21 protein-coding genes and 5 tRNA genes are annotated in these 20,619 nt (G+C 70.1%); 9 read left to right on the top strand and 17 right to left on the bottom strand.

Annotated elements, in window-relative coordinates; all coding sequences use genetic code 11:
• Positions 1-144: 144 nt before the first annotated feature.
• Together ABII15_RS27460 and ABII15_RS27455 are read left to right on the top strand one after the other, a co-directional pair.
• A complete protein-coding gene (locus tag ABII15_RS27460) occupies positions 145-378 on the top strand; it encodes an Lrp/AsnC ligand binding domain-containing protein (protein ID WP_016642988.1) in 234 nt (77 codons plus the stop codon).
• Positions 379-398: 20 nt separating this feature from the next.
• Positions 399-914: a DUF3515 domain-containing protein gene (locus ABII15_RS27455; protein ID WP_353944938.1), complete on the top strand. Its 516-nt coding sequence runs from the start codon at positions 399-401 to the stop codon at positions 912-914.
• Between the two features lie 30 nt (positions 915-944).
• On the opposite strand, the gene ABII15_RS27450 is transcribed toward ABII15_RS27455, so the two are convergent.
• The 3 genes from ABII15_RS27450 to ABII15_RS27440 all read right to left on the bottom strand — a co-directional run bounded on the left by ABII15_RS27450 (position 945) and on the right by ABII15_RS27440 (position 4,042).
• Entirely contained in the window at positions 945-2,138 is a 1,194-nt protein-coding gene (locus ABII15_RS27450; RefSeq protein WP_353944937.1) for a D-alanine--D-alanine ligase family protein, read from the bottom strand.
• 81 nt (positions 2,139-2,219) lie between these two features.
• On the bottom strand, positions 2,220-3,230 hold the full coding sequence (locus ABII15_RS27445; RefSeq protein WP_353944936.1) for an NAD(P)H-dependent glycerol-3-phosphate dehydrogenase: 1,011 nt from the start codon (positions 3,228-3,230) through the stop codon (positions 2,220-2,222).
• A complete protein-coding gene (locus ABII15_RS27440) occupies positions 3,227-4,042 on the bottom strand; it encodes a lysophospholipid acyltransferase family protein (RefSeq protein WP_353944935.1) in 816 nt (271 codons plus the stop codon). Before ABII15_RS27440 ends, ABII15_RS27445 begins: the two co-directional genes overlap by 4 nt.
• 135 nt (positions 4,043-4,177) lie before the next feature.
• On the opposite strand from ABII15_RS27440, the gene cofC reads away from it, so the two are divergent.
• Both cofC and ABII15_RS27430 read left to right on the top strand, forming a co-directional pair.
• Positions 4,178-4,813, top strand: coding sequence for a 2-phospho-L-lactate guanylyltransferase (cofC, locus tag ABII15_RS27435; RefSeq protein ID WP_353944934.1), 636 nt, complete (start codon positions 4,178-4,180; stop codon positions 4,811-4,813).
• Positions 4,814-4,826: 13 nt separating this feature from the next.
• Positions 4,827-5,039, top strand: a complete 213-nt coding sequence (locus ABII15_RS27430) for a hypothetical protein (protein WP_353944933.1) — start codon at positions 4,827-4,829, stop codon at positions 5,037-5,039.
• Positions 5,040-5,140: 101 nt separating this feature from the next.
• Here the strand turns inward: ABII15_RS27430 and ABII15_RS27425 are convergent, their stop codons facing one another.
• The 4 genes from ABII15_RS27425 to leuC form a co-directional block, all read right to left on the bottom strand.
• Positions 5,141-5,830, bottom strand: a complete 690-nt coding sequence (locus ABII15_RS27425) for an HU family DNA-binding protein (RefSeq protein ID WP_353944932.1) — start codon at positions 5,828-5,830, stop codon at positions 5,141-5,143.
• A gap of 132 nt (positions 5,831-5,962) precedes the next feature.
• Positions 5,963-6,202, bottom strand: a complete 240-nt coding sequence (locus ABII15_RS27420; RefSeq protein WP_353944931.1) for a hypothetical protein — start codon at positions 6,200-6,202, stop codon at positions 5,963-5,965.
• 286 nt (positions 6,203-6,488) lie between these two features.
• The gene (gene leuD, locus ABII15_RS27415; RefSeq protein WP_353944930.1) at positions 6,489-7,082 is read right to left on the bottom strand and encodes a 3-isopropylmalate dehydratase small subunit; all 594 of its coding nucleotides are present in this window, start codon (positions 7,080-7,082) and stop codon (positions 6,489-6,491) included.
• A gap of 6 nt (positions 7,083-7,088) precedes the next feature.
• Positions 7,089-8,522, bottom strand: a complete 1,434-nt coding sequence (leuC, locus tag ABII15_RS27410; RefSeq protein WP_353944929.1) for a 3-isopropylmalate dehydratase large subunit — start codon at positions 8,520-8,522, stop codon at positions 7,089-7,091.
• A 191-nt stretch (positions 8,523-8,713) separates the two neighbouring features.
• Here leuC and ndgR point away from each other — a divergent pair, with 191 nt between their 5' ends.
• Positions 8,714-9,430 carry an IclR family transcriptional regulator NdgR gene (gene ndgR / locus ABII15_RS27405; protein ID WP_055552755.1) on the top strand — a complete coding sequence of 239 codons (717 nt, stop codon included), beginning with the start codon at positions 8,714-8,716 and terminating at the stop codon, positions 9,428-9,430.
• A 144-nt stretch (positions 9,431-9,574) separates the two neighbouring features.
• Here ndgR and ABII15_RS27400 read toward each other — a convergent pair.
• The 10 genes from ABII15_RS27400 to ABII15_RS27355 all read right to left on the bottom strand — a co-directional run bounded on the left by ABII15_RS27400 (position 9,575) and on the right by ABII15_RS27355 (position 14,287).
• Positions 9,575-9,647, bottom strand: a tRNA-Glu gene (locus ABII15_RS27400).
• Between the two features lie 40 nt (positions 9,648-9,687).
• Positions 9,688-9,759: transfer RNA gene (locus ABII15_RS27395), tRNA-Gln, on the bottom strand.
• Positions 9,760-9,790: 31 nt separating this feature from the next.
• Positions 9,791-9,863 (bottom strand) — tRNA-Glu (locus tag ABII15_RS27390).
• Positions 9,864-9,926: 63 nt separating this feature from the next.
• A tRNA-Glu gene (locus ABII15_RS27385) sits at positions 9,927-9,999 on the bottom strand.
• Between the two features lie 42 nt (positions 10,000-10,041).
• Positions 10,042-10,113: transfer RNA gene (locus ABII15_RS27380), tRNA-Gln, on the bottom strand.
• Positions 10,114-10,201: 88 nt separating this feature from the next.
• Positions 10,202-10,921 (bottom strand): HAD family hydrolase, encoded by a 720-nt coding sequence (locus ABII15_RS27375; protein WP_353944928.1) that lies wholly within the window; start codon positions 10,919-10,921, stop codon positions 10,202-10,204.
• Between the two features lie 18 nt (positions 10,922-10,939).
• Entirely contained in the window at positions 10,940-11,608 is a 669-nt protein-coding gene (locus ABII15_RS27370; protein WP_353944927.1) for a DUF4241 domain-containing protein, read from the bottom strand.
• Between the two features lie 129 nt (positions 11,609-11,737).
• Positions 11,738-13,222, bottom strand: coding sequence for a glutamate--tRNA ligase (gltX, locus tag ABII15_RS27365; protein WP_353944926.1), 1,485 nt, complete (start codon positions 13,220-13,222; stop codon positions 11,738-11,740).
• On the bottom strand, positions 13,206-14,003 hold the full coding sequence (locus tag ABII15_RS27360; protein WP_353944925.1) for a fumarylacetoacetate hydrolase family protein: 798 nt from the start codon (positions 14,001-14,003) through the stop codon (positions 13,206-13,208). The genes gltX and ABII15_RS27360 overlap by 17 nt, the downstream gene beginning before the upstream one ends.
• 95 nt (positions 14,004-14,098) lie before the next feature.
• On the bottom strand, positions 14,099-14,287 hold the full coding sequence (locus ABII15_RS27355; protein WP_351450398.1) for a hypothetical protein: 189 nt from the start codon (positions 14,285-14,287) through the stop codon (positions 14,099-14,101).
• A gap of 560 nt (positions 14,288-14,847) precedes the next feature.
• Between ABII15_RS27355 and ABII15_RS27350 the strand changes: the two genes are divergently transcribed.
• The 4 genes from ABII15_RS27350 (at position 14,848) to ABII15_RS27335 (ending at position 20,267) form a co-directional block, all read left to right on the top strand.
• Positions 14,848-18,690 (top strand): nitrate- and nitrite sensing domain-containing protein, encoded by a 3,843-nt coding sequence (locus tag ABII15_RS27350; RefSeq protein WP_353944924.1) that lies wholly within the window; start codon positions 14,848-14,850, stop codon positions 18,688-18,690.
• Positions 18,691-18,699: 9 nt separating this feature from the next.
• Entirely contained in the window at positions 18,700-19,113 is a 414-nt protein-coding gene (locus tag ABII15_RS27345) for a roadblock/LC7 domain-containing protein (protein ID WP_353947222.1), read from the top strand.
• 172 nt (positions 19,114-19,285) lie between these two features.
• Entirely contained in the window at positions 19,286-19,696 is a 411-nt protein-coding gene (locus ABII15_RS27340) for a DUF742 domain-containing protein (protein ID WP_111668160.1), read from the top strand.
• On the top strand, positions 19,677-20,267 hold the full coding sequence (locus ABII15_RS27335) for an ATP/GTP-binding protein (RefSeq protein WP_111668159.1): 591 nt from the start codon (positions 19,677-19,679) through the stop codon (positions 20,265-20,267). The genes ABII15_RS27340 and ABII15_RS27335 overlap by 20 nt, the downstream gene beginning before the upstream one ends.
• Positions 20,268-20,619: the final 352 nt, after the last annotated feature.

Genomic DNA, 20,619 nt, shown 5'->3' with positions numbered 1-20,619 from the left:
GCGACCGGCTGCCGTCCCGCGTTCTGTCGGCTCGTGGTCGGCGAGTGCGCCACAGCCACCCCGGGTCTCCCCGCGACGAGCGGTGACGCGATACCGTGGCGTCCCTTCTCCCCACATGATCCTCGTGGCCGCCCTGGAGGTTCCGTGGTACAGGCGTACATCCTGATCCAGACCGAAGTCGGCAAGGCGTCGACCGTCGCCGAGCTGATCGGCAAGATTCCGGGAGTCATCCAGGCCGAGGACGTCACCGGCCCGTACGACGTGATCGTGCGCGCGCAAGCGGACACCGTCGACGAGCTGGGCCGCATGGTGGTCGCCAAGGTCCAGCAAGTGGACGGCATCACACGCACCCTGACCTGCCCGGTCGTCCACCTGTAGCCCCCGTCTACCCTGTGCCGGTGAACTCTTTCCGTCACCGGCGCCGTCTTGGCCGCGTCCACCGCGTTCTCGTCGGGGCGCCCGCACTGTCGTTGCTGGTCGCCGCCGTCGCGGGGTGTTCCACGACGGACGATGCTCCCGAGGCCGCGGTTCCCACACCGGAGGCGTCGGTCACCAAGCTGTGCCGGAACCTGGACAAGGTGCTGCCGCAGAAGCTCGACGGATTCGAGCGCAATGATCCCGAACCGAGTTCCGAGCTCACCGCGGCGTGGGGAAGCCCCGCGATCATACTGCGCTGCGGTGTGCCCTGGCCCGACGCGGCAGCCGACAACGACAGCAACCCGGCGACTGTCAACGGCGTGGAGTGGATCGTCGAGGAACTCGACAGCGGCGCCCAGCGGATGACGACGGGCAGCCGCCTCGCCTACATAGAGGTGACGATCCCCAAGGACCAGGTCTCGCGGGTCGGCGCGGGCCCCCTGGTCGACCTGGCCGGGCCCATCAAGAAGGCGATCCCCAAGGGGATCGCCGACTAGGGCCTGTCCGGCCGACGGTCCGGGATCCGGTTACCGCAGGCCCGTCGGGCGGCGCAGCGCGGCCTGGAGAAGGAGGTCCACCAGCTCCGGGTAGCTGACGCCGGTCTCCTCCCACATGCGCGGGTACATGGAGATCGGGGTGAAGCCGGGCAGGGTGTTGATCTCGTTGATCACGAACTCCCCGTCCTCTGTGAGGAAGAAGTCCGCGCGGACGATCCCCTCGCAGGACACCGCCTCGAACGCCTCGACGGCGAGCCGCCGTACCTCGGCCGTCTCCTCGCCGGTCAGCGGCGCGGGCACGATACCGGTCGCGGAGTCGATGTACTTGGCCTCGAAGTCGTAGAAGTCGTGCGCCTGCACCGGCGGGATCTCGGCCGGGACGGAGGCGCGCGGCCCGTCCTCGAACTCCAGGACGCCGCACTCGATCTCGCGGCCGACGATGCCCGCCTCGATGATGACCTTCGGGTCGTGGGCGCGCGCCGTCTCCATCGCCTCGTCGAGACCGTCGAAGGACTCGACCTTGGTGATGCCGAACGACGAGCCGGCCCGCGCGGGCTTCACGAACAGCGGCCACCCGTGCTCGCCCACGAAGTCGGCGACGCGGCGGCGGGCGCCCTCCTGCTCGCGCTCCCACTCGCGCGGCCGGATCACCAGGTAGGGGCCGACCTTCAGCCCGAAGGAGGTGAAGATCCGCTTCATGTACTCCTTGTCCTGGCCGACGGCCGAGGAGAGCACACCGCAGCCGACGTAGGGCGTCCCTGACAGGTCCAGGAGTCCCTGGATCGTGCCGTCCTCGCCGTACGGGCCGTGCAGCACCGGGAAGACCACGTCCACGTCGCCGAGCGCCTTGGGCACGGAGCCGGGCTCGGTGTAGACGACCTCGCGCGACGACGGGTCGACCGGGAGCACCACGCCGCCCTCGGGCGACTCGGCGAGGTCCGCGACGTCCGGCACCCGCCGGTCACTGATGGCCATCCGCTCGGGGTCGTCCGAGGTGAGCGCCCACCGTCCCTCGCGCGTGATGCCGATCGGCAGGACGTCGTACTTGGAGCGGTCGATCGCCCGCAGGACGGCGCCCGCCGTGACGACGGAGACACCGTGCTCGGAGCTGCGGCCGCCGAAGACGACGGCCACCCGCGGCTTCTGCCCGGTCGACGAAGCGTCCGACGAGGCGCCCGAGGACGCGGCGGACGCAGGGCTCTGGGGAAGGTTCTCGCTGCTCATATCGCGTTGAGGGTACCTGCTGGTAGTACGAGAGTCAGCGCCCCCGGAAGCCAGGTCGTGGCGCGGCCCGCGGGCCGTCGCTCAGCGTCGTTCGGGCTTGGCGGAGCGCGACATCAGCTCCTTCACGGCGACCACCGGCGGCTTGCCCTCGTGGACGATCGCGACGACGGTCTCGGTGATCGGCATGTCGACCCCGTGGCGGCGCGCCAGCTCCAGCACGGACTCGCAGGACTTGACGCCCTCGGCGGTCTGCTTGGTGACCGCGATGGTCTCCTCCAGCGTCATGCCCTTGCCGAGGTTGGTGCCGAAGGTGTGGTTGCGCGACAGCGGGGAGGAGCAGGTGGCCACCAGGTCGCCGAGGCCCGCGAGACCGGAGAAGGTGAGCGGGTCCGCGCCCATGGCCAGGCCGAGCCGGGTCGTCTCGGCGAGCCCGCGCGTGATGAGCGAGCCCTTGGTGTTGTCGCCCAGGCCCATCCCGTCCGCGATGCCGACGGCGAGCCCGATGACGTTCTTGACCGCGCCGCCGAGTTCGCAGCCGACCACGTCGGTGTTGGTGTAGGGCCTGAAGTACGGGGTGTGGCAGGCGACTTGGAGGCGCTGGGCGACGGCCTCGTCGCGGCAGGCGACCACGGCGGCGGCCGGCTGCCGGGCGGCGATCTCGCGGGCGAGGTTCGGCCCGGTCACGATCGCGATCCGCTCCTGCGGCACCTTCGCGACATCGGCGATGACCTCGCTCATCCGCATCGCCGAGCCGAGCTCGACGCCCTTCATCAGCGAGACGAGCACCGTGTCGGGGGCGAGCAGCGGCGCCCAGTCCGCGAGGTTTTCGCGCAGGGTCTGCGAGGGCACCGCGAGCACCGTGAAGTCGGCGTCGGCGGCGGCCTCGGCCGCGTCCGTCGTGGCCCGCACGTTCGCCGGGAGCTCCACGCCGGGCAGGTAATCCGGGTTCGTGCGGGTGGAGTTGACGGCCTCGGCGACCTCGGCGCGACGGCCCCACAGCGTGACATCGCACCCCGCGTCCGCCAGCACCATGCCGAACGCCGTGCCCCAGGAACCGGTCCCGAAGACGGCCGCCTTCACGGGTCGGGTCACTTGCTGCTCTCCTCCGTCGTGCCGCCTGATGCCGAACTCCCGCTGCCCGCCTGCGACTTGTCGCGCTTCTGTGCCGCGCCGTCCTGCAGCTTGCGGCGCTGCGCGATGCGCGCCTCACGCGGGTCGTACCGCTTCGCCGGGGCCTTCTCGCCGCGCAGCTGCTCCACCTCGGCGGTGATCGCGGTCATGATGACCTCGGTCGCCTCCTTGAGCAGATCCGGCGTGATCTCTCTGCCGTAGAAAGCCGACAGATCGACGGGCTCGCCCGCGAGGACATGGTGCGTCTTACGGGGGAAGAAGTGCGGCTTCTTCGCATAGGGCGCCAGTGCGTCGGTGGCCCCCCACTGGCCGACGGGAATCACCGGGCATTTCGTCTGCAGGGCCACCCGGGCGACACCGGTCTTACCGGTCATCGGCCACAGTTCGGGATCGCGGGTGAGCGTTCCCTCCGGATAGAAGGCGACGCACTCCCCGCGCTCCACGGCGTCGATCGCGGCGCGGAACGCGCTCAGCGCGTTCGTGGACTCGCGATAGACGGGAATCTGCCCGGTGCCCCGCATCGCGGCGCCCACGAACCCCTTCTTGAAGAGGCCGTGCTTGGCCAGGAAACGCGGGACTCGTCCCGTGTTGTACTGATAGTGCGCGTAGAGGAACGGGTCCAGATGCGAATTGTGGTTCACCGCGGTGATAAATCCGCCGTCGGCAGGAATGTTCTCCATTCCGCGCCAGTCCCGCTTGAACAGAACCACCAGCGGCGGTTTGCACAGGACCGCAGCGAAGCGGTACCAGAAGCCGATTCTGCGGCGGGACACTCGGACACCTTCCTCTAGGACCATGCAGGCGGGACCTGGCGGGCCGCACAAGTGTCGCCCCAGGCCACCGGTCTGTCGAGAACACCGTACGCCCGCCCGAACGGGCGCACCTCATGCACAGGTCACAATAGGCGCGTGCAGTGGACCCTGGTGATACCGCTGAAACCGTTGGTGCGGGCCAAAAGCAGGCTCGCACCCGCGGCCGGCGACGCCCTGCGGCCCGGTCTCGCCCTGGCCTTCGCCCAGGACACCGTCGCCGCCGCCGCGGCCTGCGCGGCGGTCCGCGATGTGGTGGTCGTCACGGACGACGCCCGCGCCGGACACGAACTGGCGACCCTCGGCGCCCTGGTCGTGCCCGACACGCCGCAGGCGGGCCTCAATGCCGCTCTCGCGCACGGGGAGACGGTTGTACGTGCCACGCGTCCCCGGGCGCCCCTGGCGGCCCTGAACGCCGATCTGCCGTCGCTGCGCCCCGCGGAATTGGCCCGCGTTCTCACCGCGGCCGCCGCATTCCCCCGGGCTTTTCTGCCCGACGCGGCGGGAATCGGCACCACCCTGTTGTCCGCGGCGCCCGGCACCGAATTGCTCCCCGCTTTCGGCGCGGCCTCCCGCGCCCGCCACCGGGCGTCCGGCGCCGTGGAACTCCCGCTCGACGGCGTCGGCTCGGTGCGCCAGGACGTGGACACCGGCGACGACCTGCGGACGGCGCTGACCCTGGGGGTCGGCCCGCACACGGCGAAGGCCACGGCCGGGCTCGTCCTCGTCGACTGAGTACGCTGCCTGCATGCAGGCCACCGCGTACACGTACGACCCCGAGACCCGCTCCGGCAGCGTCCTTCTGGACGACGGCACCCCGGTGCCCTTCGGCGCCGACGCCTTCGACGCGGGCGGACTGCGCCTGCTCCGCCCCGGCCAGCGGGTCCGTATCGAGGTCCGGCCCGCCGCGGCGGCCGCGGACACGCCGGAGATCACGCTCATCACCCTGCAGACCTTCTGAACCCGGACACACCGCGGGCCGGGCTCCCCGAGGGGAGCCCGGCCCGGCGCGTGAGCAGCCTTGTGGCATACGCCCAAGAAGGCGACCTTGGAGAAAAGGTCTTACTTCTTGCGAGCGGTGGCCTTCTTGGCGGTGGTCTTGCGCGCAGTCGACTTCTTGGCGGGCGCCTTCTTGGCCGTGGCCTTCTTGGCGGGAGCCGTCTTCTTCGCGGTGGCCTTCTTCGCGGTGGCCGCCTTCTTGGCCGGAGCCGCCTTCTTGGCCGTGGCCGTGGTCTTCTTCGCCGCGGCCGAGGTCTTCTTGGCGGTGGCGGTGGCCTTCTTCGCGGTGGCCTTCTTCGCGGCGGCAGCCGTGGTCTTCTTCGTGGCGGTGGTCTTCTTCGCCGGGGTGGCCTTCTTGGCGGCGGCCTTCTTGGCCGTCGTCTTCTTGGCCGCGGCCTTCTTGACCGTCGCCGAAGCGCCACCGGTCAGGCTGCCCTTGGGCGCCTTCTTGACCGCGACATCGTTCTTCGGGAGCTTCTTCGAACCCGCGACGAGGTCCTTGAAGCCCTGGCCCGCACGGAAGCGCGGCACCGAGGTCTTCTTGACCCGCACGCGCTCACCCGTCTGCGGGTTACGGGCGTAACGGGCCGGACGGTCGACCTTCTCGAACGAACCGAAGCCGGTGACCGAGACGCGGTCGCCACTGACCACGGCACGGACGATGGCGTCGAGAACCGCGTCAACGGCGTCAGCGGCCTGCTGACGGCCGCCGACCTTGTCGGCAATCGCTTCTACGAGCTGCGCCTTGTTCACGTCTTCCCCTTCGGAGACATTGCCGGAACGAATCTCTTTCGACCCGGCTTTTTCGCACGTTAGGCAGATATATACCGCAAATCAAACGCGAAACGGGCTAATCACCCTTGTGCCGCAACGAACTGGGCGGTGTCAGAGTTCCTCTTCAGAGCGGGAGCCCTCGTCGAAGTCGTCGAGGTCCGCCATGAATCGCTCCAGACGCCTTGCCGCGGCGGCGAGATCGTGTTTGGCCGCGGCCGTAATGGCCAGCAGCTTCCGGGTCAGCGCCATCCGTACGCCCTCCGGGACTTGCAGTGCGCGCACTCGGGCGTGCGCTTCTTTGAGTTGGTCCGCGACCGCCGCGTACAGCTGGAGTTGGCCGTCGTGTTCCATGCACAGATTGTGCCATCTGGGGCGAGTTGTCGCCTCCGCAGGGGGTAACTCCCGCCCCGACAGGGCCTCCTGAGCCCTTCCGCGACGCACTCGCCGGAAGCGGCACCCAGACCCGCTTACCCCTGGAACAACCTTGGCATTCACGGGAGTTGAGGCCGCGCGAAGACCACCCGTTCAGGCCCGCCGGCGGCTCCCGGACCCGGACACAGAAGTACCCCCAACCGGTGCACGATTGGGGGTACGAGGCCTGTGGAAGTGGCCTGAATAAGCCTTGCCCAGGGGCGGGTCAGACCTGGATGGTCTGCGGCTTGAAAGAGGGGCGCTTCGCCTCGTAAGCGGCGATGTCCGACTCGTTCTTCAGGGTGATGCTGATGTCGTCGAGCCCGTTCAGCAGACGCCAGCGGGAATTCTCGTCCAGCTCGAAGGAGGCGGTGACGCCCTCGGCGCGAACTTCCCGCGCCTCCAGGTCGACCGTGATCTCGGCCTGCGGGTCGCTCTCCACGAGCTCCCAGAGCGCGTCCACGACCTTCTGGTCCAGAACGACGGTCAGCAGACCGTTCTTGAGGGAGTTGCCGCGGAAGATGTCCGCGAACCGGGCGGAGATCACGGTCTTGAAGCCGTAGTTCTGCAGCGCCCACACGGCGTGCTCGCGCGACGAACCCGTACCGAAGTCGGGACCGGCGACCAGCACCGTGGCACCCTCGCGCTCCGGTTTGTTGAGCACGAACTCCGAGTCCTTGCGCCAGGCCTCGAACAGCCCGTCCTCGAACCCGTCCCGCGTCACCTTCTTGAGCCAGTGAGCAGGGATGATCTGGTCGGTGTCGACGTTCGAGCGGCGCAGCGGGACGGCCCGGCCGGTGTGCTTGGTGAATGCTTCCATGACTGATCAGACTCCAGCGGGCGTACGGTCGGCGGGCGCATCCGAGAGATCCGCCGGGGAGGCGAGGTGGCCCAGCACGGCGGTGGCGGCGGCGACCTGGGGCGAGACCAGGTGGGTGCGGCCGCCCTTGCCCTGCCGGCCCTCGAAGTTGCGGTTGGAGGTGGACGCGGAGCGCTCGCCGGGGGCGAGTTGGTCCGGGTTCATGCCCAGGCACATGGAACAGCCCGCGTACCGCCATTCGGCGCCGGCGTCCTTGAAGACCTGGTCCAGGCCCTCGGCGGCGGCCTCGAGACCGACCCGGGCCGAGCCCGGGACGACCAGCATCCGTACGCCGTCGGCGATCCTGCGGCCCTTGACGATGTCGGCGACGGCCCGCAGGTCTTCGATGCGGCCGTTGGTGCACGAGCCTACGAAGACGGTGTCGACCTTGACGTCGCGCAGCGGCTGCCCGGCCTCCAACCCCATGTACTCCAGGGCCTTTTCGGCGGCGAGGCGCTCCGAAGCGTCTTCGTACGAAGCGGGGTCGGGGACGTTCGCGGAAAGCGGCGCGCCCTGGCCGGGGTTGGTGCCCCAGGTGACGAACGGGGACAGCTCGTCGGCCTTGATGACGACCTCGGCGTCGAAGACCGCGTCGTCGTCCGAGCGCAGCGTCTTCCAGTACGCGACCGCGGCGTCCCAGTCCTGGCCCTTGGGGGCGTGCTCGCGGCCCTCCAGATAGGCGAACGTGGTCTCGTCCGGGGCGATCATGCCCGCGCGGGCGCCGGCCTCGATCGACATGTTGCAGATGGTCATGCGGGCTTCCATCGACAGCTTCTCGATGGCGGAGCCGCGGTACTCGAGGACGTAGCCCTGGCCGCCGCCCGTGCCGATCTTCGCGATGATGGCGAGGATCAGGTCCTTGGCGGTGACGCCCTCGGGCAGTTCGCCGTCGACCGTGATGGCCATGGTCTTCGGGCGGGTCATCGGCAGCGTCTGCGTGGCGAGCACGTGCTCGACCTGCGAGGTGCCGATACCGAACGCCAGGCCGCCGAAGGCGCCGTGCGTGGACGTGTGCGAGTCGCCGCAGACGACCGTCATACCCGGCTGCGTCAGGCCCAGCTGCGGGCCCACGACGTGCACGACGCCCTGCTCGACGTCGCCCAGGGAGTGCAGGCGCACCCCGAACTCGGCGGCGTTCTTGCGCAGCGTCTCCAGCTGCACCCGCGAGACCGGGTCGGCGATCGGCTTGTCGATGTCGAGGGTCGGGGTGTTGTGATCCTCGGTGGCGATGGTGAGGTCGAGGCGCCGCACCTGGCGGCCGGTCTTGCGCAGGCCGTCGAAGGCCTGCGGGCTGGTCACCTCGTGCAGCAGGTGCAGATCGATGAAGAGGAGGTCGGGCTCGCCCTCGGCGCGCCGGACGACGTGGTCGTCCCAGACCTTCTCCGCGAGTGTCCTACCCATCGCTTTCCCTCCGGCCGGCGAGTTGTGAGCCGGCCCAACTAGAGATTTCGGGATCGCCGACGTCCGTATCCCCCGTGCCGGACGTCAGCGGCCGGGCCCGTTCGGTCAGCGGGCCGGTGTGACGTCCAGAGTGGCAAGTTCCACGGGAAATTGAACTTGCGTTTCACAGAGTGAGACGGGAGTATCGACGCATGGACAACAGTAGCGGCGTCGGCGTTCTGGACAAGGCAGCCCTTGTCCTGGGCGCCCTGGAGTCCGGACCCGCGACCCTAGCTGGCCTTGTCGCGGCCACCGGATTGGCAAGACCGACAGCGCACCGCCTGGCGGTGGCCCTGGAGCACCACCGCATGGTGGCCCGCGACATGCAGGGCCGTTTCATTCTCGGCCCGCGCCTCGCGGAGCTCGCGGCGGCGGCCGGCGAGGACCGCCTGCTCGCGACCGCGGGCCCGGTGCTCACGCACCTGCGGGACGTGACGGGCGAGAGCGCCCAGCTCTATCGCCGCCAGGGCGACATGCGCATCTGCGTCGCCGCGGCGGAGCGGCTGTCCGGACTGCGGGACACGGTGCCGGTCGGCTCGACGCTCACCATGAAGGCCGGGTCCTCCGCGCAGATCCTGATGGCCTGGGAGGAGCCGGAGCGCCTGCACCGCGGGCTTCAGGGAGCCCGCTTCACGGCGACGGCCCTGTCGGGCGTACGACGCCGTGGCTGGGCCCAGTCGATCGGCGAGCGCGAGCCGGGCGTCGCGTCCGTCTCGGCGCCGGTGCGCGGCCCGTCGAACCGGGTGGTGGCCGCCGTCTCGGTCTCCGGTCCGATCGAGCGCCTGACGCGCCACCCGGGCCGGATGCACGCCCAGGCCGTCATCGACGCCGCGGGGCGCCTCTCCGAGGCGCTGCGCCGCACGGGCTGATCCCCCCAACTCCCCCGCCCCTTCCGCTCATCCCCGGCCGGTCGCTCCAACGCCGCAGCGACCGGCCGGAGTTGCGTCCGGGGCAGATCAACGACTGCACGCGAAGAGGCCCTTCCCGCACTCGGGAAGGGCCTCTTCGTCTTGTACCCCCGACCGGATTCGAACCGGCGCTACCGCCTTGAGAGGGCGGCGTGCTAGGCCGCTACACAACGGGGGCCTTGCGGATCAGATCCGCGGTTGCAGATGAGCTCTGCGAGCTGGCCTACCAGGACTCGAACCTAGAATGACGGTACCAGAAACCGTAGTGTTGCCAATTACACCATAGGCCATGGTGGTTTAGACCATATTGGTTTAGACCAGTACCCCCGACCGGATTCGAACCGGCGCTACCGCCTTGAGAGGGCGGCGTGCTAGGCCGCTACACAACGGGGGCCCTAGCGATCCTGCATCAAAGTCGGCGGGAGCTACCCATAGCCGTCCTCGCGGGAAGGATCTGTACCCCCGACCGGATTCGAACCGGCGCTACTGCCTTGAGAGGGCAGCGTGCTAGGCCGCTACACAACGGGGGCTTTGTGGATCTGGAATCCACGGTTGCAGATGAGCTCTGCGAGCTGGCCTACCAGGACTCGAACCTAGACTAACGGAACCAGAAACCGTCGTGCTGCCAATTACACCATAGGCCACCGTGACGCCATCCCCTGGGGGACTTTGCTCGGCTTGCGCTCTGGGGTTCGGGGCTTTCGGCCCGCTCCCCTCGGCGCAGGAAGAACATTACCCGAAGGTGTCCGGCGCTCCAAAACGGGTATCGCCGACCAGCAGAGAGGGCAGCTGGTCAAGGCCGGTGATGCGGGTGAGTTCAGGCCGACCTCCCTGTCCGGCGCGGTCCAACCAGATGCCGGTGAGGCCCGCCTCGACCGCTCCCCTGGCGTCGGTGTCCGGCTGGTCGCCGACGTACGCGACCTCGTGCGGAGCCAGGGACAGCTCCGCGCAGACGGCGTGGAAGGCGGCGGCCTCCGGTTTGGCGACACCGAGTTCGGCCGCGCAGATCACCGCCTCGAATCGGTCACGTACGCCGAGGACGCGGAGCTTGCGGTCCTGGTTGTGCAGCGAGGAGTTGGAGAGCACCGCGTGACGGTGGGTGCCGGCGAGGGCGTCGAGAGCCGGCACGGTGTCGGGGAAGAGCGCCCAGGCCGCCTCGTAGTGGCCCAGGTAACGGGTGAACCAGGCGTCCGCCTCCGGATCCGCCAGCGCGCGCCCCACGAAGGCGCGCACCCGGTCCCTGCGCTGGCTCTCCCAGTCCGTCTCGCCCGCCTCGAAGCGCGCCCAGTGCTCGCGCGTCAGGGCCTTCCAGCGGGTGAGGGCGTGCTCGGCGCTCCCGTAGGTGTCGAGCAGGCTCTCGGCGGCCAGGTGGGCGCGCATGCCGGCGGTGTCGGCGGTCGCGTAGTCGAAGATCGTGTCGTCGATGTCCCAGACGACGGCGCGGATGGGCATGACACGAACGTACGTCGATCAGTCGCCCTCGGGGTCCTCGATCACGAAGAAGTCCGTGACGAAACAGGCGACCTCGCCGGTGGCGGTGCGGCCGATCCAGGTCGGGTAGGCGCCGTCGCCCCAGCCGGAGCCGAACGCCGCCACCGTGTGGCCGGTGGACGGGGACGTGACCAGGTAGGGGCCGGGCGCGTGGTCGTACTTCTCGAAGGCGTCCCAGAGCGGGCCCTCGTCGCCCTCGCACTCGGGGAAGGAGTCGTCGGACTCGGCGTCGTAGAAGCAGCCGGTGCCCGCGTCGACGCCGTAGCCGAAGTACTCGTCGTCACCGAGCCCGCTCGCGTCCTGTCCGGCCTGGAGGGCCTGTTCCCAGCTCGTGACGGGTTCGTCGCGTATGACCAGCCGGGCGGCCGCGACGCGCTCGTGCGGGGTGTCGGACGGCGGCTCGGCCGGGTTCGTCAGGGTCGCGACGGCGGCGTCGACGCGGTACCGGCCGGGCGCCACCGAGACCGCGAAGGGCTCGCACTCGCCGGAGCCGAGCGCGATGAACGGGTCACCGGCGACGACCCGCCCCGAGGGCAGCCACAGCTCTCCGGCGGTCCGTACGTCGACCGTGCCGACCAGGCCCGACGTGAGGGTGAAGGTGTGACCGGCGGTGAAGTAGCGCGCGTAGTCGCGAGCGGGCATCGGCATGACGGTGGCTCTCCGGGAGTGGCGGGGCGGGCGGTGGCGGGTGACGTCTGCACCGTAGTGCCCGGTACCGACAACGCCCGAGGGGCGGCCCCGGATCGTCCGGGTGCCGCCCCTCAGGCGTGGCTCCGCCTACGCGGCGAGCTTCGCCAGCGCCGCGTCGATGCGGGTCAGCGTCTTGTCCTTGCCCAGGATCTCCAGGGACTCGAACAGGGGCAGGCCGACGGTGCGGCCGGTGACGGCGACGCGGACCGGGGCCTGGGCCTTGCCGAGCTTGAGGCCGTGGGCCTCGCCGGCGGCCAGGACCGCTTCCTTCAGGGACTCGGGAGACGTCCAGTCGGCCGCCTCGAGCTTCTCGCGGGCGGTGACGAGCAGGGCGTCGGAGCCCTCCTTCATCGCCTTCGTCCAGCTCGCCTCGTCCGTGGCGGGCTCGGGGAGGAAGAGGAAGTCGACGTTGTCCGTGATCTCGGAGAGGACCTTGAGGCGGGTCTGGGCGTGCGGGGCGATCGCCGCCCACTTGGCCTCGTCGAAGTCCTCCGGGGCCCACGGCGCGAACGGCGCCTTCAGCCAGGGCTCGCAGCGGGCCGCGAAGTCCTTGGGGTCGAGCAGGCGGATGTGGTCGCCGTTGATCGACTCGCACTTCTTGAGGTCGAAGCGGGCCGGGTTCGGCTGGACGTCCTTCACGTCGAAGGCCGCCACCATCTCCTCGATCGAGAAGATGTCGCGGTCCGCGGAGAGGGACCAGCCGAGCAGCGAGAGGTAGTTGAGCAGGCCCTCGGGGAGGAAGCCGCGCTCGCGGTAGAGGTTCAGCGAGGACTGCGGGTCGCGCTTCGAGAGCTTCTTGTTGCCCTCGCCCATGACGTACGGGAGGTGACCGAAGAGAGGGGTGAACTTCGCCAGGCCCAGCTCGGTCAGCGCCTCGTAGAGGGCGATCTGGCGCGGGGTGGAGGAGAGCAGGTCCTCGCCGCGCAGGACGTGGGTGATCTCCATCAGGGCGTCGTCGACCGGGTTGACGAGCGTGTACAGCGGGGCGCCGTTCGCACGGACGATGCCGTAGTCCGGCACGTTCTCCGGCTCGTACGAGATGTCGCCGCGGACCAGGTCCGTGAACGTGATCGTCTTGTCGGGCATCCGGAAGCGGACGATCGGCTTGCGGCCCTCGGCCTCGTACGCGGCCTTCTGCTCGTCGGTGAGGTCGCGGCAGTGGCCGTCGTAGCCGGACGGCTTGCCCGCGGCGCGGGCGGCGTCGCGGCGGGCGTCCAGCTCCTCCGTGGAGCAGTAGCAGGGGTAGGCCTTGCCGGCGGCGAGCAGCTTGTCGGCGACATCCTTGTAGATGTCCATGCGCTGCGACTGCCGGTACGGGGCGTGCGGGCCGCCCACCTCGGGGCCCTCGTCCCAGTCGAAGCCGAGCCAGCGCATCGCGTCGAGGAGCTGGTTGTACGACTCCTCGCTGTCGCGGGCCGCGTCGGTGTCCTCGATGCGGAAGACCAGGGTGCCCTGGTTGTGGCGCGCGAAGGCCCAGTTGAACAGGGCGGTGCGGACCAGGCCCACGTGGGGGTTACCGGTGGGTGAAGGGCAGAAACGGACGCGTACGGGTGCGCTAGCCACGCTTGACAACCTTGTTGGTGAGAGTGCCGATGCCTTCGATGGTGACGGCGACCTCGTCGCCGACGTTCAGGGGGCCGACCCCTTCCGGGGTGCCCGTGAGGATGACGTCGCCCGGCAGGAGCGTCATGGCCTCGGAGATGTTGACGATCAGGTCCTCGATGGACGTGATCATGTCCGACGTACGGCCGAGCTGGCGCTGGGTGCCGTTGACCGTGCACTGGATCGTGAGGTCCGAGGCCTGGGCGAGCGTGAGGTCCGTCTCGACCCAGGGGCCCAGCGGGCAGGACGTGTCGAAGCCCTTGGCGCGGGCCCACTGCTTCTCGCGCTTCTGGACGTCGCGGGCGGTCACGTCGTTGGCGGCCGTGAAGCCGAAGACGACGTCCTTGACGCGCTCGCGCGGGACCTCGCGGCACATGCGGCCGATCACGACGGCGAGCTCCGCCTCGTGGTGCAGTTCCTGCGAGAAGTTCGGGTACTGGATCTCGTCGCCCGGGCCGATGACCGAGGTCGACGGCTTGAAGAAGGCGAAGGGGGTGTCCGGTACCTCGTTGCCCAGTTCCTTCGCGTGCTCCGCGTAGTTGCGGCCGAAGGCGATCACCTTGTTCGGGAGCACCGGGGGCAGCAGCCGGACCTTGTTGAGCGGGACCTTCGTACCGGAGAGTTCGAAGTCCGCGAAGGGGATGCCCTTGATGATGTCGAGGACGAGCCCCTCGGTCGTCCCGGGTGGACTGTCGCCTTCGACCGCGCCGAAGGCGACGTTCCCGTCGATGGAGAATCTGGCGATGCGCACGGGTGGCTGCGCCCCTTTTGCTTGCGTTGGGCCCGGGTGGGATGTGACCGGTCCAGGCTAACGCGGTGGGGCCCCGCCGGGCGCGTCAGGCGGCCTCAGGCGGCCGGAGTGATCTCCGGGGCGACCATCAGGATCGTGCGCCGGGGGTTCGCCGTGTTCGTGGGAAGCGTGGCCGAGTGCTCCGGGACGGCCGGCGCGGCCTGGATCTCGTCGGCGTCCTTGAGGTGCGCCAGCGTCGTGCGGCGCGGGTTGGCGAGGTTGAGGGAGATCATCGTCGTCTTCATGACTGTACTCAGGAACCTTCTCGGTTGTCGGGCGGGCCATCCCTGTAAAGCGTCAGGCTAAACATCTGATTCCCGCCGAAAGCCGGGAAGTTGTGATCGCGGACGTGTGAGTTTGCTCACGAGCAGGCAGGCAAAAGGGACACTTCGGCCCGCCAATCCGTGTACGGGAAACGGACATTGCATACCTGAAGCCACCATTCCGCTGCCGATCATGGCGACTGGGACACCCCCCGGCCGTAAGTGAAACGCCCAGTGATGCCCGGTTTCAGCTAGATCATCTTCTACATCTTGTGATCCTCCCTGCACATGCGGTCACAGCGGGTGGGCCGTGTCCCTCGGGCCTTGTTGGAGATCCGGCACTGTGCTGGAATTCCCGGGACCGTCGCGGGATCGAACCGGCGCACCGGACGCGCGACCGCGCCGGACTGCGGCGGGGAGGGGGAGCCAGCGCCGGTCACTCACGACCGACTGGGGGGCGTTCAGGTCGCCCCTCGAACTACGCCGACACCGTCTTGTCCGTGCTCACGGACGAGGCGCCTGGTCCAGAGGTTGCGACGCTAGTGCAGGGACGTAAGAACAGGGATGGCAGCGCTGCGGCGGAGCCGGAGCCGCGCGGCGGGACCGGCCCGATAGCCGGCGGTTCCCAGCCCCCGCACGCCCAGAACCCGGGACGCACGGCGTCCGTCGACGTCGGTGAGCGCGAGACGCGCTCCGCCACGTCGGGCGGTCCGTCCGCGCCCGCGGAGCCCCAGGCGGCCAAGCCCAAGGCGCCCACCGGCCCCGGCTCCCGCATGGCACTGCGCAACTGGCGCATCTCGACCCGTCTGGTGTCGCTGCTGGCCCTGCCCGTCGTCGCGGCCACCTCGCTCGGCGCGCTGCGCATCGCCGAGTCCATGAACGACATCGATCAGCTCGACAACATGAAGTTGTTGACCGAGATGACGAAGCAGGCCACCTCGCTGGCCTCCGCGCTGCAGAACGAGCGCGACCAGTCGGCGGGCCCGCTGGCCAACGACCCCAATGCCGCGGACACCAACTACGACGTGAAGCAGGCGCGTCAGGAGACCGACAGCGCCAGGACCGCGTTCCTCGACGGGACGTACGCGGTCGACGGCGACGCCGAGTCGAGCCTCAAGGGCGTCCGCGACCACGCCGTGCAGATCGCCACGCAGCTCAGCAAGCTGAAGGAGATCCGCTCCGACGCCTACGTCAAGGGCCGGCCGACCTCGCAGACCGTCGAGGCGTACAGCCGCATCATCGACAACCTGCTCTCGCTCTCCACCGACATGGCGCAGGCGACCAGCAGCCCCGAGATGATCGACCGCACGCGTTCGCTGGCCGCGTTCTCCAACGCCAAGGAGTACGCCTCCGAGCAGCGCGCCGTCATCGCGGCCGCCCTGCCGGAGAACGGCAAGACCTTCGGCTCGCTGACCGAGAGCGACCGGCTCTACGGCCAGGCCGCCATGAGCGACCAGGCGAACGCGCTCACCTCCTTCCGTACGGTGTACGGCGAGGTCGCCGCCGAGGAGCTGCTCAAGCCGCTCACGGACAACAACGCCACCATCAAGGCGGCCGACAACTACGCGGACCGGGTCTTCACCCGCGCCGACGGCATCAAGACGCAGGACAAGCGCTCGTACAAGGACTGGTACGACGCCGACACCGCGCGCATCACGCAGATGTCGACCATCGAGACGACGCTGCTCAACGAGATGGAGCAGCAGGCCCGCGAGCTGCGCAGCGCCTCCGAGCGTCAGGCGATCATCAACGGTGCGCTGATCCTGCTCGTGCTCGGCGTCTCGCTCGTCGGCGCGTTCGTCGTGGCCCGGTCCATGATCCGCTCGCTGCGCCGGCTCCAGGACACCGCGACCAAGGTGGCCCAGGACCGGCTGCCCGAGCTGGTCGCGCAGCTCTCCGAGTCGGACCCGCAGGACGTCGACACCTCCGTCGAGTCGGTCGGTGTGCACTCCCGGGACGAGATCGGCCAGGTGGCCGCGGCCTTCGACGACGTGCACCGCGAGGCCGTGCGTCTCGCCGCCGAGCAGGCCCTCCTGCGGGGCAACGTCAACGCGATGTTCACCAACCTCTCGCGCCGCTCGCAGGGCCTCATCCAGCGTCAGCTCTCGCTCATCTCCGAGCTGGAGTCCCGCGAGGCCGACCCCGACCAGCTCTCCTCGCTGTTCAAGCTCGACCACCTCGCGACCCGCATGCGCCGTAACGGTGAGAACCTGCTGGTCCTCGCCGGTGAGGAGCCCGGCCGTCGCTGGACGCGCCCCGTGCCGCTCGTCGACGTGCTGCGTGCCGCCGCGTCCGAGGTGGAGCAGTACGAGCGCATCGAGCTGGCCTCCGTGCCCGCCACGGACGTCGCGGGCCGCGTCGTCAACGACCTCGTGCACCTGCTCGCCGAGCTGCTGGAGAACGCGACGTCGTTCTCGTCGCCGCAGACCAAGGTCAAGGTCACCGGTCACGCGCTGCCCGACGGCCGCGTCCTGATCGAGATCCACGACACCGGTATCGGCCTCTCCCCCGAGGACCTCGCCGCGATCAACGAGCGGCTCGCGTCGCCGCCCACCGTGGACGTCTCGGTCTCCCGCCGCATGGGTCTGTTCGTGGTCGGCCGCCTCTCGCAGCGTCACGGCATCCGCATCCAGCTCCGCCCGTCGGACTCCGGCGGTACGACGGCGCTGGTCATGCTGCCCGTCGATGTCGCCCAGGGTAAGAAGCTTCCCGGCAAGCCCGGTGGCCCGGGCGGCTCCGGCGGTCCCGCCGCCGCGCAGGCCGCGTCCGGTGCCGCCGCCGCGCGCCGCGGTGTCGGCCCCGGTGCGGGCGGTCCCGGCGGTGGCGCCGCGGGCCGGCTCGGTGCCGGTCCCGGTGCGTCGCGGCCGCAGGTCGGTGCGGGCCAGGGCGGTCCGCGTGCGGCGCTGCCCGCGCGCGACGGCGGCCCCCAGGCGCCGCAGGCCCCGCAGGCGCCCCAGGCCCCGCAGCCCGCGCGCGCCCAGCAGAACGACCCGCAGAGCACCGGAGCCTTCAACGCGCCGGCTCCCGTCCCGCCGCAGCAGCGCACCCACAGCGCACCCGGCGACCAGGGCCGCGGCCAGGGCCAGAACCGGGGCGGGCGCCCCGTGCTGCCCCCGCGCGGCGGCCCGCGCGCCGAGCTGCCGGGCGGCAACCCGGCGCCGCGCGTGCCGAGCTGGAGCGACGAGAACGCGCAGCCGAGCCTCGACACGCCGCGTGGGCACGAGGAGACGGACTCCGTCGGAGCGGTCGACTCGACCGCGCAGTTCCCGCGGATCCAGGACGACCCGCAGGGTCCGGGCCAGGGTCAGCACCCGGGCCAGGGCACCGGCCAGTTCGTCCGCTCGGACGTCTTCGGCGGTGCTCCGGGCGGTGGCAACCCGGGCTCGGGCCCGCGCCACGGTGGCGGGCAGCCGGCCAACGGCGGTGCGTACAACGGCGGTTCGTACGACGAGGGCCAGGACTTCGGCGCCTTCCGTGACAACGGCCGGCAGGGCCGCCAGGACCAGCCCGCGCCGACGGGCCAGTTCCAGACGGGCCAGTTCCAGACGGGCCAGTTCGAGACGGGCCAGTACGAGACGGGCCAGTTCGGCACCGGCCAGTACGAGCGCCCGCAGGACCCCACGAGCACCGGTCAGTACGAGCGCGCCCAGGACCCCACGAGCACCGGCCAGTTCGAGCGCCCGCCGGCGCCGCGCCAGCGGGGCGACTTCGGGGGGCAGGACTTCGGCGGTCAGGACCGCGGCCCGAGCCAGGGTCAGCACCAGGGCCAGAACCAGGGCATCCCGGCGCAGCCCGCGCAGCAGCAGGGCTACCTGCCGCCGGCGGACCAGCCGGGTGACGGGCGCACGCCGCTGTACGACACCCTGGAGACCAACTGGTTCCACGGCCAGCAGCAGGCCCAGCAGGCGCAGCAGCAGGGCGGCCGCCCGCAGGACCCGCAGTCCCGCCAGGGTCAGCAGCTCCCGCAGCGCGGTGCTCCGCAGCAGTCCGCGCCCACCCAGCCGCAGGCCCCCGCCGAGCCGCAGCGTCTGCGGGCGCGAGCCCCCGAACCCGCGCCGGTCGCGCCCGACGCCGGGCAGGACCAGGCGAACTGGCGGCAGTCCCCGAACGACGAGCTGATGCGTCAGGCCGAGCGGGTGCGCAAGCCCGCCGCGGGCGGCGTCACCGTCTCGGGTCTGCCGCGCCGTGTCCCGCGGGCGAACCTCGTGGCGGGCACGGCCCAGGAACAGCAGCAGCACCAGGCCGGACCCCAGGTCTCTCGCGCGCCCGACGACGTGCGCGGACGGCTGACCAATCTCCGTAGGGGCATCCAGCAGGGCCGGCAGGCCGGAAACAGCGGCCAGACCGGCAGCTACCCTCGCCCCACTCACCAGCAGGAGCGTTAGTTGAGCCAGATGAGCCAGGCGGCACAGAACCTGAACTGGTTGATCACCAACTTCGTGGACAACACCCCGGGTGTCTCGCACACGGTGGTGGTGTCCGCGGACGGTCTGCTGCTCGCGATGTCGGAAGGGTTCCCGCGCGACCGCGCGGACCAACTGGCGGCCGTCGCCTCGGGGTTGACCTCGCTGACGGCCGGGGCCTCGAGAATCTTCGAGGGCGGGCCCGTGAATCAGACGGTCGTGGAGATGGAGCGCGGCTTTCTCTTCCTCATGTCCGTCTCGGACGGCTCGTCGCTGGCCGTGCTCGCGCACCCCGAGTGCGACATCGGCCTCGTCGGGTACGAGATGGCGCTCCTCGTCGACCGCGCGGGGGCTGTCCTCACTCCGGACGTCCGCGCCGAGCTGCAGGGCACCCTGCTCCACTGACCGACCCAGGGCCCGTGTGACGGCCGGTAACCCCGGCCACGCACCAAGTCTTACGCACCAACAGCCCCGAATGCCACAGCAGTTACGTAACCCCCGTCCGGCCGTCACAACTCCCCCACCGGCCCACCCTCAGACGGCAGGCCCCGACCCCGCCGTCCCGCCCGGAGGATCCATGACCCCGCCCACCGCTCCTCACGATCCGTACGGCAGTGCCGCACATGCCGGTTACGGTCATGAGGGCGACCAGCCGCTGGTCCGCCCCTACGCGATGACCGGCGGCCGGACCAGGCCGCGCTACCAGCTCGCCATCGAGGCGCTGGTCTCCACCACCGCCGACCCGGCGCAGCTGGTGACCCTGCTCCCCGAGCACCAGCGCATCTGCCACCTGTGCCGCGAGGTCAAGTCGGTGGCCGAGGTGTCGGCGCTGCTGTCGATGCCGCTCGGTGTGGCCCGGATCCTCGTCGCGGACCTCGCGGAGGCCGGGCTCGTCGCCATCCACCAGCCGGGTGGCGACGAGGCCAACGGCGGTGCGCCGGACGTGACTCTGCTCGAAAGGGTGCTCAGTGGACTTCGCAAGCTCTGACGGCGCGCTCGGCGCGGACCCCCGTCCCACCACATCGGCGAAGATCGTGGTGGCGGGCGGCTTCGGCGTCGGCAAGACCACGTTCGTGGGTGCGGTCTCCGAGATCAACCCGCTGCGCACCGAGGCCGTGATGACCTCGGCCAGCGCCGGGATCGACGACCTGACGCACACCGGCGGCAAGACGACCACCACGGTCGCCATGGACTTCGGCCGCATCACGCTCGACCAGGACCTGATCCTGTACCTGTTCGGCACCCCGGGCCAGGACCGCTTCTGGTTCATGTGGGACGACCTGGTCCGCGGCGCCATCGGCGCCGTCGTCCTCGTCGACACCCGCCGCCTCGCCGACTGCTTCCCCGCGGTCGACTACTTCGAGAACTCCGGCCTGCCCTTCGTCATCGCCCTCAACGGCTTCGACGGGCACCAGCCCTACACGCCCGACGAGGTGCGCGAGGCGCTGCAGATCGGGCCCGACTCGCCGATCATCACCACCGACGCGCGACACCGTGCGGATGCAAAGAGTGCACTGATCACGCTGGTCGAGCACGCGCTGATGGCCCGCCTGAAGTAGCCGGGAGCGGCCGAAAATCGGCCATCAAGTGGCTGGTTCCGTACGGCAGTTGTCGTAGGCCCTTCAGAGCCTCCTGTGGCCTTTGACACGCGGGGCCTCTGTGTTCATAACGTTTCGACAGAGAATTCCCGGGGTCCCACCACGGGTCGCGCACACCCGGTTCCACTGCGCTCACAAGAGCCCCGCCTTTTGGCGGGGCTCGCTCTTTATGACCGTTTTATCTAGGGCATGGATCACCTGGGGGTTCCACTTCCGACTGTTTGGAAGTGCGCCTCCTGACGTGCTGGAATGCGCTGAACTGCCCAGTAAGAACGGGCCTGGAGACATACCGCGGCACAACGTAGGTGCCGAC

It is taken from the genome of Streptomyces sp. HUAS MG91, assembly GCF_040529335.1.
Lineage (GTDB): Bacteria > Actinomycetota > Actinomycetes > Streptomycetales > Streptomycetaceae > Streptomyces > Streptomyces tabacisoli.
The sequence above is the reverse complement of the archived record's forward strand: the minus strand, read 5'-3'. Positions and strand labels throughout refer to the sequence as shown.